Source organism: Desulfovibrio desulfopostgatei, assembly GCF_053570645.1.
Genome location: NZ_JBRBQS010000002.1, coordinates 2,861,840 through 2,875,188 on the forward strand (window position 1 = coordinate 2,861,840; position 13,349 = coordinate 2,875,188).

General features: G+C 61.0%; 9 protein-coding genes. 3 read left to right on the top strand and 6 right to left on the bottom strand.

Annotation, left to right across the window (positions count from 1 at the left end):
• The first annotated feature begins 110 nt into the window (after window positions 1-110).
• The gene (gene uvsE, locus ACUZ9Q_RS12610; protein ID WP_449247988.1) at window positions 111-1,364 is read left to right on the top strand and encodes a UV DNA damage repair endonuclease UvsE; all 1,254 of its coding nucleotides are present in this window, start codon (window positions 111-113) and stop codon (window positions 1,362-1,364) included.
• Between the two features lie 41 nt (window positions 1,365-1,405).
• Here uvsE and ACUZ9Q_RS12615 read toward each other — a convergent pair whose 3' ends face one another.
• The 5 genes from ACUZ9Q_RS12615 to ACUZ9Q_RS12635 form a co-directional block, all read right to left on the bottom strand.
• Window positions 1,406-1,927, bottom strand: a complete 522-nt coding sequence (locus ACUZ9Q_RS12615; protein WP_449247989.1) for a GNAT family N-acetyltransferase — start codon at window positions 1,925-1,927, stop codon at window positions 1,406-1,408.
• On the bottom strand, window positions 1,924-2,238 hold the full coding sequence (locus ACUZ9Q_RS12620; protein ID WP_449247990.1) for a hypothetical protein: 315 nt from the start codon (window positions 2,236-2,238) through the stop codon (window positions 1,924-1,926). Before ACUZ9Q_RS12620 ends, ACUZ9Q_RS12615 begins: the two co-directional genes overlap by 4 nt.
• Before the next feature lie 21 nt (window positions 2,239-2,259).
• A complete protein-coding gene (locus ACUZ9Q_RS12625) occupies window positions 2,260-2,718 on the bottom strand; it encodes an MOSC domain-containing protein (RefSeq protein ID WP_192112746.1) in 459 nt (152 codons plus the stop codon).
• Between the two features lie 246 nt (window positions 2,719-2,964).
• On the bottom strand, window positions 2,965-7,377 hold the full coding sequence (locus ACUZ9Q_RS12630) for a translocation/assembly module TamB domain-containing protein (protein ID WP_449247991.1): 4,413 nt from the start codon (window positions 7,375-7,377) through the stop codon (window positions 2,965-2,967).
• Window positions 7,377-9,362, bottom strand: a complete 1,986-nt coding sequence (locus ACUZ9Q_RS12635; protein ID WP_449247992.1) for an autotransporter assembly complex protein TamA — start codon at window positions 9,360-9,362, stop codon at window positions 7,377-7,379. Before ACUZ9Q_RS12635 ends, ACUZ9Q_RS12630 begins: the two co-directional genes overlap by 1 nt.
• Window positions 9,363-9,494: 132 nt before the next feature.
• Here ACUZ9Q_RS12635 and ACUZ9Q_RS12640 point away from each other — a divergent pair, with 132 nt between their 5' ends.
• Complete coding sequence (locus ACUZ9Q_RS12640) at window positions 9,495-9,842, top strand: DsrE family protein (RefSeq protein ID WP_022659776.1); 348 nt, start codon at window positions 9,495-9,497, stop codon at window positions 9,840-9,842.
• Between the two features lie 97 nt (window positions 9,843-9,939).
• Window positions 9,940-10,773: a hydroxyethylthiazole kinase gene (gene thiM, locus ACUZ9Q_RS12645; protein ID WP_449247993.1), complete on the top strand. Its 834-nt coding sequence runs from the start codon at window positions 9,940-9,942 to the stop codon at window positions 10,771-10,773.
• A gap of 135 nt (window positions 10,774-10,908) precedes the next feature.
• Here thiM and ACUZ9Q_RS12650 read toward each other — a convergent pair whose 3' ends face one another.
• Window positions 10,909-12,897, bottom strand: a complete 1,989-nt coding sequence (locus ACUZ9Q_RS12650; protein ID WP_233483352.1) for a cache domain-containing protein — start codon at window positions 12,895-12,897, stop codon at window positions 10,909-10,911.
• Between the last annotated feature and the right edge of the window lie 452 nt (window positions 12,898-13,349).

The window sequence follows — 13,349 nt, forward strand, 5'->3', positions numbered from 1 at the left end:
CTGGAGCAGACAAAAAAAATCGAGCCAGCCAACAAGCGGACTCGGGAACGTAAACTTTTGGCGGACTGGCAGCCTCTTGCGGCCCAGTGCAAATCCGCTACAGTATGCCCATGATACGTTATGGATTTGCCTGCAAGACCATCGGGGTACCCGGCGCTGACCTGAGCGCCCTTACCCTTGCCCGGGCCACGCCCGAAAACATGCTCACCGTGTGCCGCCACAACCTGCGCGCACTGGGAAACATGTTGCGCTACTGCGCCTCGGCGCGCATCCCCCTGATGCGCATAAGCTCGGACATCATCCCGCTGGCCTCGCACCCGCAAAACACATTTGACTGGCGTGCCCGGCTGCACGAGGAGTTTGAGGCACTGCGCGCCGTGCTGAAGAAAACCGGCATCCGGGTTTCCATGCATCCCGGTCAGTACACGGTGCTGAACTCCCCCCGGCAGGATGTAGTGGAGCACGCCGTTGCCGACCTTGTATTCCATGCCGACTTTCTTGACGCGCTTGGGGCGGGCGGCAGCGCCCGCATAGTGTTGCACCTTGGCGGGGGCTATGGCGACAGGGCATCTGCCCTCGCACGGCTGGCGGAAAATCTGCTGGCCCTGCCGCCGCACGTGCTGGCCCGCATCTCGCTTGAAAACGATGAGCGCACCTTTACTATTGAAGATGCTCTGTGTATCTGCGGGAAATGCGGCCTGCCCGCCATCTTTGACGTTTTTCACCATTCCCTGAATGCCCCGGCAAAGGGAAATCTGGCGTACTGGCTTGATCGCGCCATGGAGAGCTGGACTCCGCAGCATGGCCGCCCCAAACTGCATTACAGCCAGCAGCTTGCAGGCGGCAAACCGGGCATGCACTCGCGCTCCATTGCCATGCGTGAATTTATGGAATTTCATCAATCGCTGGGGCAGCGCGAGGTGGATGTGATGCTGGAGGTGAAGGACAAAAACCTTTCAGCCGAAAAGTGCATCCAGCTTGCCAATCCTGGGCTGACGCGGCAGGAGCTTACAGCCCAGTGGGCCAGATACAAGTATCTGGTGCTGGAGCGGGATCAGGCCGCCTACACGGGCATACGCGCTCTGCTCAAGGCGGAGACGCCCGATGCCAAGGGTTTTTATGCGCTGGTGGAGCAGGCGATGGAAAAGGAACTTTACGGCCCGCAGGCGCGCAATGCTGCCGAGCATGTGTGGGGCTATGTGGACAAGCTGGCCTCGCCCGCAGAAAAAAAGCGCGCCCTGACGGGCATGGCTGAGCTGAAAAATGGCATTGCCACCCTGCCGCGCGTCAAGCGTCTGCTGCTGACCCTGGCCGAACGGCATAAGGTGGAATACCTGCTGCACAGCATCTATTTTTATCTGTAGCAAAAAAATCGGCGCAGGGCAGAACCGTGCGCCGAAAAATGTCAGGCTGTTTCGCCCTGCCACTCCATGTGCAGCAGCGGGTAGGGATTACCCTGCCCATCCAGAGCCGAGCGCCCCACCACCTTGAAACCCTGCCGCTCATAAAAAGCCAGAGCCTGCGGATTCTGTTCGTTCACATCCAGCGCCAGCCGTGGATGCAAGGCCCGTACATGCTCCAGAAGCTCCCTGCCCACACCGTGGCGGAAGCAGCGCGGCTCAACAAAAAGCATCTCCACCTGAGCGCCGTTGCAGCCAATAAAGCCCGCCAGCGAGATGCCGGCAGCGTGTTGCGCGAGGGCAGTCTGTCCGCAAGGCGCAAGCTCCGCCACCCATAGGATTTCCACGCCCGGCAGATAGGTGTTGTGCACATCATGAAACAGGCGTTCCACCTCGCCGGAAGACAAAAAATAGTGGGTAGCCTCCACGCTGCGCCGCCACAAATCCGCCAACGCAGCATGATCACAGGCCGTTGCCTGCCGGATGCGCAATGTCTGTAAAAGAGCCTTTTCGTCAGCGCCGCTCATCGTCCGCTCTGGTGAGCAACCCCGGCCAGCAGACCGGCAGTGCGGTCTACACGCAGGGGCGGCACATGGCTTTGCACTTCAAGGGTAAACTGCTCCTTGACCATCTGGCCGCTGTCGAGCAGGGCGCGGGCGCGAGCCTCGCGGTCAGGCGCGGCCGAAGCCGCAGCCGAAGCCGCTGGTTCTTGCCCCTTGGCGTACTTGGGCGAAAAATGTCTTTCGACCAGCGCCACGCAAACAGTATAGGCCACAAAAACCACTGTTACCCCGCCGAGAAACAGCGCCGTGCGCAGCAACATCTTAAGCGTTTCCATATGTCTCCCGACCTGAACGTGTTATGCAGGCGCGGCTTCCCCGGCAGAGGGAGCCAGTACTTCCATCATGTCGCCCGTGCGCACAGCGCCGCCGTGCAGCACCTTGGCAAAGACCCCCTGGGTGGGCATGATGCATTCGCCCATGGTGTGGAATATCTGACAATGGCTGTGGCATTCCTTGCCGATCTGCGAAACTTCCAGCAGCACGTCGTTACACGCGATACGGGTTCCCACCGGCAGCGCGGCAAAATCAATGCCGTCCACTATCAGGTTTTCTCCAAAACAGCCATTGGCAACCAGAGCGCCCCGCGCCTTGAAGGCCTCAATGGCCTGCCACGAAAGCAAACTCACCTGACGGTGCCAGTTGCCCGCGTGGGCATCGCCCTCAATGCCGTGATTTTCTAAAATATTTGCCTGATCTACGGCCTTTTTGGCCGTGCCTTTTTTCTGGCTGGTGCAAATGGCTATAATCTTGCCCATAATGCTGTTCCTTTGCTGTCTTTATGCCTTGCCGCCTGCAAGCGGCTGCCCGCAGTCTGCCCCAGATAGACGGCTGCGTCCAGTCAGGCGGCAAGCCCGCTGCCTGACACCTCAGGTATGCTTGCCCACCCGCCAGATCGCCGTAGGCGAAAAGCCAAACAAACAGGCGCGTGAGCAGTGGAGCCACCGAATACCACTATTTACGTAGGTTATCACAGCCCGCGCCGCCCGCCAAGATGGGCCGCCTCAGTAATTGTACTTCCAGGTCAGGCCGCCCTTGGTACTCTGCTGCTCGGTGCGCAGTTCGAGGTTGGCCCTCGGGGTCAGCTCCAGTTGGATAACAAAGGCAGTCGTGCCCTGTTTGGCACCCTGCTGCACGCCCACATAAATATCTTCCGTGAGGTACTTGCCCATCTCCACCGAGCTGCCCGCCGCCATGCCTTCGCCGCCTTGGCCCGACTGGCCCGTCCCGTTTGTGCCGGAAGCGCCGGAATTGAAGCGCAGCACATCGACGCCCAGCGCCTGACGTGCAGAATCCAGCACACCGCCGCCGCTGCCCGAGCCAAATCCGGCCAGTTGGGCCACGGCAGCAGCCAGACGCAGATTTTCGAACCGCCCAAGTTCGCTGGCACTTTTGCCAAAGAGTATCTGGGCAAGAATTTCATCGCGCGGCATTTCAGGGTCGCTGCTCAGGATCAACTGCATTTTGCGCACCGTACCAACAATGCTGATATTGGCCATGAGTGCAGGGGTCTGAGTGGTCAGCATGATGTCCAGCAGGGGATTGGATACAGCCCCGCCGCCAAAGGTCACAGCGCCCCGCGCCAGCTTGAAATTTTTGCCCAGAATATCAAGGCTGCCTTTTACGGCGTTAAGCTGGCCGGAGATCAGCGGTTCGGCGGGCGTACCACCCACGTGCATGTCTGCCTTCCACTCGCTCTTGAGGCCAAACCCTTCCACGACAAAGCGCCCCGGGATGACAATGCGCAAGTCCAGCAGGCCCGCACTGCCGCCAGAAGCGGGAGCAGTTGGGGCTGGGCCGACGGCTGCGGGGGATGCTGTCTTTTTGCCCTGCGGCACGGCAGGCGTGGGCGGCTCATGCCCTGCTCTGGCCCAGACGGGCGAGACCTCGCTGATGGGCAGAGTGGTGATGCTGCCGCCCACGTCAAGGTTATTGAGCAGCACAAGGCCCTGATTCACGGTGACGGTTCCGCGTACTTGGGGCGCTGCGGCGCTGCCAGCCACGGAAGCCTGCGCTGAAAGCTCCACGCGGATGTCGCGGCGGCGCAAGGGGCGCAGATGGTCAACCACGACATTGAAATCAAGCATGCTGCCGTCGAGCCTGCCCTGCCCTGTGATGCGCGCTGTACCGCCCTGCCCGTCGGCTGCAGCGAGGTTCAGACGGGCAAACCCCAATGCGCCGCCACGGCCTTCTTCAAGTTCAAGCCGCAGGTTGATGCCCGTGAGCAGCACGCCGTACTGCAAATTTTCGTAGCGGGTATCGTCCATGCGCACAAACCCCTTGGGGGCCGGGGCCTCAAGGGTGCCGCCCACATCAAGCGAAAGAGCAAGCCGCCCCGCAAGCCGCTGATCAGCCACAGGCATCAGGCTCCACAAGGGGGCCACGGCTCCGTTCCATCGCAAGGATGCGCGCAGCGGCCCCTGCATGTTCGGGCTCGGCAATCCGTCCGGCCCGAAAAGAAGGGGCAAACGGGCCTCTACCCGGCATTCCGTGCCGCCCAGAGCCGCCACCGTGGCCTGATCCGGCACAAGACGCAGGGCCAGCGCACCGCCGCCAGCGTTGTCCCGCTCCAGCTTGCCTGTCAGCGCAAGATTCATGGGTTTGAGCGCCGCCCCCGGCACCACAAGGCCGCGCGCATCCACGCGTATATCCCCGCCGGGTTGGGCCGGGGTGCCGGTAAGCCGCGCGCTGGCCTCAAGCTCGCCCTTGGGCAGGGCAGGGATCAGAACATGCCAGGGCGCGAGCGAAAGATGTTCAAGCGTGAGGCGCAGATCGAGCTTTTCCGGCCCAAAGGCGGCCTGCGCCCGTAACCTGCCGGAAGGCTTCATGGCTACATCAAGACCGCTGACCGCCAGATCGCCCGCGCCGTAGCGCACTGTGGCCCCTGCCGCCGCGTGCAGGCCCAGCTTTTGCGCGGGCAGGTCAAGATCAAGGCGGCGCAATTCAAGCAGACCGGGCTGCCAGCGCACTGCGCAACGCGTTGCGGCAAATCCGCCTGTTTCAAGGCTGGCCTCCAATGGCCCGAATATGGAACCCTGCGCGCGCAGTTTGGCACCAAGGCGAATGGCACCGCTGCGCACCCCGGCGAGGTCAAGCCGGGCGGCAAGCAGGCCCTTGCCAAGGGCATCAGTCAGCACCGCCTCGCCCTCCAAACCCTGGGCTTCCACCGGCTGGCCGTTGCCTGCCCGATAGGCCAGCCGGGGCACACGCCAGCGAAGCGTTGCCTGCTGGGTGTACGCGGCCTGCGGGGCAGGAGTATGCTTTGTCTGGGCCTGAGGATTCTGATCGGGGGGACTCTGAGCTGGCGAATCCTGAGCTGACGAATTTTGAGCGGCTATGGGCACCGCAGATTCCGCCCGCTGCGAAACGAATTCAAGGGAGAGCGCTGCGTCTCCGTCCAGCCGCGCCCCCGGCAACATGGCTGACAGCGCCTGCCAGTCGGACACGCGCACATCCACCTTGCCGTCCACGCGGGGCATGCCGCCCGCCAAAGGCGGCAGAGGCAAGGCCGCAGCCACCTGACCGGAACCAGCTACGCCCAGCAACTGGCATTGAAGATCACGCACGCCAGCGCGCAAAAGACCATGCCCGTCTTCCCTGTCGTTCAGGGCAAAAAGCGTAGCGCCAAAACGCTGTGGATGGTTATCCATCACGGCAGAGGCCTGCACCTTAACTGTCAGTTCCGCTGCCTGCTCCGCCTCTTTTTGGCCAGGGTCTGACAGCCCGATTTCTGCCGGAGCTGCACCTGTCTGCTTGATAGCGCCAAGCAGCACTCGCCCCCAGTTGAGCGGCGTGGATTGCAGTTTCAGGGAAATATCCGCCAGAGCATGCCCGCCCACGTTCCACGCGGAGCAAGCCAGCGCTATCTGGGTATCTGGAGTTTGCAGCGGCCCCGTTGCCGTGATGCGCAACTGGGCGCGTTGCGGCAACAGCCCGCCGCTATTCGTGGAAAGGGCAACGGCTGATGTGGATGCGGATTTCTCAGCAGCTTCTTTTTCCATATCAGCTTTCTCGCCCAGGCTGGCCTGAATATCCACATCCAGCGGCCCGTCCAGCCACGATGCGGCTCCGCCAGCGTCCCACTTTGCGTGACCGGCAAGATGCAGAGGCCCGGCTTCAATGCTGATTTTCTCCAGCGCAGCGCTGGCCCCGACAGCTTCGCCATCTGCGGTGGGAGCCGTCACGCGCGCCGCAAGGCGCAGCCGCGCATTGGCGCCTTCACGCAGCAAGGCGGCAAGTGCACCTGGTTCGGCGGGCTGATCATTGGCAGAAGATATTTTTACGGGGGAACTTGCGGGGAGGCTTGCAGGAGAATCCTCGGCAACAGGGTCGGGATATCTGCGCAGGATTGCGGCAAACTCCGCTGTGGCATCAAGTGCAAGAATTTCGCCCACGCGGGAGGGAGCAAGGGTAAGAAGGGCTGTTGACTCCACCCCGTAGATTGCCGCCCCGGCCACGTGCAGGGGGGTATCTTCCGCACATGCAATCCTGACCAGCAGGGATGCTTTCGCACCCTGTGTTCCGGCCACCAAGCTCAGGTTGCCTTCAAGACTGGCATCGGCAGCAGTGTTGTTTTGTCCTCCGCCCTGCGTATCGGGATGCGTCTCGGGATGCATTTCGGGCAACGTTGCGCCGGATGCCGCTGGCTGGGCCTCTGCGCCGGCAGGCGCACTTCTTTCAGCATCTGGCGCGGCACCCGTAGCGGCTGGCGGAGTTCCATTCCGGGCAGCGGCAGGAGGCTCCCCGCCCAGCAAGGCCTGAGGCAAACGGGCATTGAGGATGCTCAGCCCTTCAAGGCGCACCTGCGGCAACCAGCCGGGCAAACTGCCAAGCGTGCGAAGGGCATCGCCCAGCATGGCGCGCAAGGTCGCCTCAGTCAGGGACGGCGCAGGCGCAGGCACAGGCGCGTCCGGCAGTATGGGCAGGCGCAGCAGTTGCGCATCGTTCACATCTACAGAAGCAATACGCACGACCGAAGGCAGGGCGCGCCAGTCCCACTGCGCACGGCAGTCCGGCAGGCGCATCCACAGGCCGTCACTGTCGAACAACTCCACACCAAGAGAAAATTCAAAGGGCAGGGAGCCGGAAAGATGGGTGATGCGCGCCCGCACCCCGGCAGGGGTTGCGCCAGCGTGCGGCGCGGCTTCCATAGCTGTATTGATTTTTTCCGTCAGCCAGCCCTGCGCGGTTTCGCTGCGCAGGGCCGCGAGGGTTGCGGCAAGGGCAACTGCGCACAACAGTACGCACAGGCCCAGCGCCCAGCCAGCACGGCGCAGCCACTTGCGAAAGGGACCACTGCCCCCGCCAGAGGGTTTTCTGTGGCCGGGCTGGCCCGCACTGGGGGAAGCCTTGCCGCCCAGAGCGGCGGGTGTGGCAGAAGAGGAAGACGGCGGGGCCGCGCTGTGTTCCTGGTCCATCAGAAAGACTGTCCTATGCTGACGTAAATCTGCACCGGGGGGTCGCCGTCAATGGGCTGCAGGGGAAAGCCCACGTCCAGCCGCACGGGCCCGATGGGCGTGTAGTACCGCAGGCCAAGGCCAGCTCCCCAGTTCATGTCGCCAATGATGCGCGGCAGCTCGTCCCTGTAGACCATGCCGCCATCCAGAAAAGGCACAATGCCCACATCTTCGGTAATTTTATAGCGCGCCTCAAGATTGACCACCTGATAGGAACGCCCGCCCAGCGGCTCGTCCTTGTGGTCGCGCGGGCCGAGCGACTGATAGGCATAGCCGCGCACAGAACCCGCCCCGCCCGTGTAGTAGCGCAAACTGGCCGGGATGGTGCGCAGCCCGGCACCAGCAAGCCCCCCGGCCTCAACCCTGCCCGCCAGCACAAGCTTGTCGTCCGGCAGGCCGTCCTTGCGGAAGGGGGCATAGTAGCCGCTGGCTGAAACAACGCCTGTCATGACGTTGAATGATTCGCCGTAAAAGCCCGTGTAAGGCTTGACCTTGACCGCAAGCTCCGAGCCGTCGGAAGGATTGAGGATATTGTTGCGCGTGTCACGCCGCAGGCCCACGCGTGGCCCAAAAAATCCGTAGCCCTTGGGATCCTGCTCGTTATCCTTGATGGTGCCGCTTTCGCCTCCAAGACCAGCGCTGCCCCACCACTGGCGCGAAAGCCGCCGTTCGATGTCGCCGGAGCCGCTGCCCGCAATTTTTTCGTAGGCGCTGGTATCTTCCCGCAGGGTGGAGCCGGTGACGAGCAGTTTCTGCTCCCTGGCCATAAAGGCAGGCTTTTCAAACACAGCCTTGAGGCCTTGCGTTTCCGTAGCCAGCGGCGCTGAAAGCGTGAGCTTTTCACCATTGCCAAAGACATTGCGGTTTTCCCACATGCCTTCCACACCGAGGCCAGTATCGGTATCGTACCGGGCGCTGGCCCCCACCGAATGGAAGGGCGCTTCTGCCACGGTCACTTCCAGAGGCAGCACGGAGGCGCTTTCGCGCCCCGCGCCCCAGGCGAGATTTTCTTCCTGAGGTTTGACCTGCACGGAGCGGAACAGGCCCAGACCACGCAGCTTGTTGGCGTAGTCTTCCACCATGTCCGAATCCCACGGTTCCTCGCTCACATTCCAGGGGGCGAGCCGCTGTACGTATTCGGCGTTCACTTCCTTGGCTCCGCGCACTTCGATGCGGCCCATGAGCGCCGGAGGGCCGGGCCGCACCAGGATATCGGCATTGAGTTTGCGGGCCTCGCGGTCGAGGGTGTAGCTGGTATCCGCCACTGCGGCCAGGGGATAGCCCTGCCGCCGCAAGGATTCTGGCAGGGCATCCACCGCCGCGAGCAGGTCATCGGCGGCAATAGGCTTGCCAATGGCTACGCCGGGCAAAACCGTGGGGAAGGACGGCGGGGGCACGGGTTCTGTTTGCAGCCCCCAAAAGCCCACCTCGCGCTGCCGGTTGCGGAAAAACTGCGGGATGTCGGGTTCCGGATCGTAGTACACATCGGCGCGGCCAAGGCTGTAGCGTTTGCCCGGCGAAAGAACGAGGTCAACAACAACGGGCGAGGCGTCCTTGTCTATTTGAACGGAAGCAAGGCCGTCATAATAGCCTTGGGAATGCAGCAGGCTTTGCGCGCTGGCGGTGTCGGCTCTGGCGCGCCTTTCCAGAGCCAGCAGGCTGTCTGGCGGCTCCTTGGCAAGCTGCACAAGCTGGCTTGAGGCTTTCATCTGCCCTGCCAGAGAATCCGGGCCATCCTGCACCTTGATGCGCACCTTGTACGGCACTGGCTTGCCCTGCCACGCCGTTTCCAGCCCCGGCGGCGCTGGCTGCGGTTCTTCTGCGGGCGCGCGGGCCAGCAAACCGCAGCCCCCGGCGCACAGCAGCAACACCAAGACTGCGAGCGCTCGCAGCAAGGCAAGACAGTGCGCCCCTTGGGGCCTTGGTTTGCCAAGGTTAAACATCATACCTAACCATACGTTGCCCCGCCGCATGAATCAAGAACCATTCGCAACTGTTGCTTGCAAAAAACTGCCGCTTGGCTAGGATTGTTGCAACAGGCCTTGCAGCCTGCGCAACGCATAACAACAGGAAGAAGTATGAATTACGATCTCTGCCTGCACATGGACAGCAAGGACCCCGCCATTCTGCGCCTTGTTCTTCGTAATGCGGCCAACTATATCAAAGCCCTGCCCCAAGAACGCTTTCAGCTTGTGGTTGTAGCCAACGGCCCAGCCGTCACCCAGTTCGTCAAGGGCAATGAAGAATTCCGCGCCATTGCGGCCCCCTTGCAGGATCAGGGTCTGCGCATTCTGCTGTGCGCCAACGCGCTGGCCGACAACAAGATCGACCATGCCGACATCTGGCCCGGCTGCGATGTTGTGCCCGCCGGTCTTGTGGAAATTGTGCGCCTGCAACGCGAAGGTTTCGCCTACATCAAGCCCTAGGACGAACTGCGTTTCTGTGGGCATCTGCGGTGTCTGAGCGCGTTCTACCCTGCGCTTTTTTTACTATTGCTTCCGGTCTGGCCGGGGGAGACAGAGCATGGAATGCTTTGGGGAAATTCTCGACATGGTGCGCCGCCAAAGCCCCGTGGTGCACAGCATTACAAACTATGTGACAGTCAATGACTGCGCCAATATCATTCTGGCTGCGGGGGGATCGCCCATCATGGCTGATGATGCGGCGGAAGTGGAGCAGATTGTGGGCCTCAGTTCGGCTCTGGTTCTCAATATCGGCACACTCAACACCCGCACGGCGGCATCTATGCTGGCGGCGGGCAAACGCGCCAATGCCCTGAACATTCCCGTTGTGCTCGACCCTGTGGGCGCGGGCGCTTCCAGCCTGCGCAACGAAACACTGTGCACCCTGATGCGGGAAGTGCGCTTTGCCGTCATCAAGGGCAACAGTTCTGAAATCCGTTTTCTGGCGGGCGACAAAGCCACGGCGCGCGGTGTTGACGCCGATGAAGGCACGCTCGTTTCAGAAGACAACCTTGCCGCCTCGGCCCGCATGGCTATGGACATGTGCGCCGCCACTGGTGCGATTATCATCATCAGCGGGCGCATCGACATTGTGGCCCACCCCAAGGGGGCCTGGGCCGTCAGCAACGGCGACCCGCTCATGACGCGCATCACCGGCGCAGGCTGTATGACAGCCGCCGTGGTGGGCTGCTGCGTGGGCGCTGCCCCGGCTGAGCTGCCGCAGGCCTGCCTGTGCGCCATGTGCTCCATGGGCGTGGCCGGGGAGATCGCCGCAGAAAATATGGGGGCCGTGGGGGGCGGCACAGGCACCTACCGCACGCTGCTGCTGGATGCCATGAGTTCCCTTGACGGCCCCGCCATCACCTGCCGGGGCAAGGTACAGCACATAGCCTGACCTGCGCTCCAGAGTTCAACTACTCACAACGCCCTCTGCCGCTCGACATTTGAGCGGCAGAGGGCGTTTGCAATTCTGGCTTCGGGCTGGCTGAAAAAACTTTTAGCTCAGCTTACGAATGGATGAGTTACAGCTCTAAATGGGCAGCCGCACAACGCAGAGCACATCGTTGACGTAGCGCCCATCGCGCTTGTATTCGCGGTAGCCGCGCGAGCGCGCGCACCCCACGGCATACAGTACACCGTCTACAGATTCGAGCTGCGAGGTGCATTCACCCTGCCCAAGGGCCATCCATTGGGGCTGTAACTGACAGTTTTCTCCGGGATGCATGTGGGCTTCGCTGGCGGCCACAAGGATTCCGCCCGCTTCGGCAAAAAAGCTTGCCGCACCGGTGATCACTGCGCCATCCCCATTCTTGGGCAGGGTATCGCCCAGCATGTCCGCAAACTGCGGCAGGGAATCGAAAACAATGCCTATGCCGCCAACGGCCTGCCCCCCCTGTGGAGCAAACACGGGAGCGCTGTACACATAGGTTGGTTGCGCCGCGCCCTTGGGGTGATACAGTTCAGTAGCACGAAAGGGCGATACGGAAAAATCGTCCGAATCCTTGAGCGACAACGTGCGGCGCACATACTCCTCGCCTATCTGCTGTCCGTAGAGGCCACGTTCCCCGGCCTGCGAACAGGCCACTACAGTTCCGCGCGCATCGTAGAGAAACAGGTTTGAATACACCGTGTAATAGCTGTTGATGTATTCCAGAATATCCTCGAGCCGAGAGAGGTCGCCCCTGCTGATGGACGGCTGCGCAAGGATACGCCGAAAATCCGGCGTCAGCGCCCACCAGCGGCAGTCGTTGGCCCGCTCATACAGGTTACGATCCATTATTTCCACGGTTATGGAGGCCAGAAACGAGGCATCGTTCAGGCGCGAGGCCGTTACCGTTTTCAGCAGGCCATCAGTGAAATAATGGAACTCATGCTCCATCTCGATGCCCATTTTGCGCACGGCATCCAGGATGGGCGGCAGAGCCTGGGCGGCATGGCGCTCGTCTTCCCGCGCGTTGCCGCTTTGACGGGCGGCCATTATCTGCCCGTTGAGCGCCGCCAGCGTCAGATCGCCCATAACATCGCCAGCCTGCTCTTCAATGCTGGTCAACTGGGCGGAGAATCCCGCTTCCCGCCGCACAAGGGCAACATCAATCCCTTCTGCCGCCTTGCTGGCAAAAGCGCTTTGCGCGTTGCGCAGGACGTGGGTTTGCCATGCCTGCCCTTCATAGCCCTGATAGCCTTCTGAAGGACGCGAGACCGCCAGGGTTGCCTTGCTGGCATGGGAGGTCACGGCAAAGCTGTCCTCCGGTGTGCGGGCAAAAGAGCGCCCGATGGGGACCATCCGCGTATCGCTGCTGGCAAAGGCCTGACCTTTTTCGTCCAGCAGCAGGATGACCATATCCTGTGCAAACCGCGCCATGCCCGCAAAGAGGTCAGCGGTTTCTCCGTCCATATCAAATACAAGGCAGAGCACGCCCAGGGGTTCGGTGACGCCTTCGGCCCGGATAGCATGGGAATATACAAGGGCCGACCTGCCATCGGGGGCGAGGTCTGTGGGCCGAAATGTTTCCACAAATTCCGGCGCGCCCAGAGTCTGCCTGACCAGCGGATCGTTTGAGACGCTCACCGGCCTTTTGGTATCAAGCTGCACGCACACCCGACCCTGCGGATCAAGTACCAGAATGTCACGGTACACGCTGTATTTTGAGCGGTAGGCAGCAAGCCGGGCGCGTAGCGTGGGCACATCGCATGCGCCGCTCTGCAAAAAACCCACAATTTCGCCATCTGTTGCCAGAAAGCTCACGTCCGCAGTGCGCTCATAAAGATTGCGCTTGATGATGTCCATCACCACCTGGGCTACGGGCGACATTTCGCGCACGGCTTTTTCAAGCAGTTTTTCGCCCAGCATGCTGGTCATGTCCTGCCGCAGCAGTCCAAAAGTATCACGGGTTTTGAAGATGAAATCAAAGAGGGTGGCGGCAATGGCGTTGCAGTTGATCTTGCCCGTGAGGGCAATCCACGTCCATTGCCGTTCCAGTTGAGAAAAAACCGTGTGGCACCGCCTGATATCAGGCATAAAGGGAATCAACTGCTCAACGGCCTCTTTCGTGGACGCATGGGGGTCGCGCACAATCACCTCGCTCGGATTTTCTCTTGGCGCCGCAACGCAGAGCAAAAGAACGGACAGTTAATAATCCGTTGCAAATTACAGTAGCTGTATCAAAACTCAAGCGGGGGGGCAAAGAACCTGTGAAAAATTTGCTCAAAAGTCAATGCTACTCTGATTTTTTTTAAGGAGGTATTTTTGCGCATCCAGAGGTTTGTCTTATTAAAAATGATAAGCAACAAACTACAAATTTGTTAGCACACTAATCATTCATGGCAGTCAAATACATTTCATATTTTTGTATTTGAGCATGTATTCAATACATACAATCAAATTATTATTTGCATTGCGGACAGAGCAGCACACCATACGCTTATCGACAGCATAATAAGAACTTAAGGGCATTTGTCTGAAAGGCATCC

Coding starts and splice junctions, on each gene's coding strand:
- ACUZ9Q_RS12620 (WP_449247990.1), bottom strand. CDS start 2,238: ATGGAAACGCTTAAGATGTTGCTGCGCACGGCGCTGTTTCTCGGCGGG.
- uvsE (WP_449247988.1), top strand. CDS start 111: ATGATACGTTATGGATTTGCCTGCAAGACCATCGGGGTACCCGGCGCT.
- thiM (WP_449247993.1), top strand. CDS start 9,940: ATGGAATGCTTTGGGGAAATTCTCGACATGGTGCGCCGCCAAAGCCCC.
- ACUZ9Q_RS12630 (WP_449247991.1), bottom strand. CDS start 7,377: ATGGACCAGGAACACAGCGCGGCCCCGCCGTCTTCCTCTTCTGCCACA.
- ACUZ9Q_RS12650 (WP_233483352.1), bottom strand. CDS start 12,897: ATGCCTGATATCAGGCGGTGCCACACGGTTTTTTCTCAACTGGAACGG.
- ACUZ9Q_RS12635 (WP_449247992.1), bottom strand. CDS start 9,362: ATGATGTTTAACCTTGGCAAACCAAGGCCCCAAGGGGCGCACTGTCTT.
- ACUZ9Q_RS12640 (WP_022659776.1), top strand. CDS start 9,495: ATGAATTACGATCTCTGCCTGCACATGGACAGCAAGGACCCCGCCATT.
- ACUZ9Q_RS12625 (WP_192112746.1), bottom strand. CDS start 2,718: ATGGGCAAGATTATAGCCATTTGCACCAGCCAGAAAAAAGGCACGGCC.
- ACUZ9Q_RS12615 (WP_449247989.1), bottom strand. CDS start 1,927: ATGAGCGGCGCTGACGAAAAGGCTCTTTTACAGACATTGCGCATCCGG.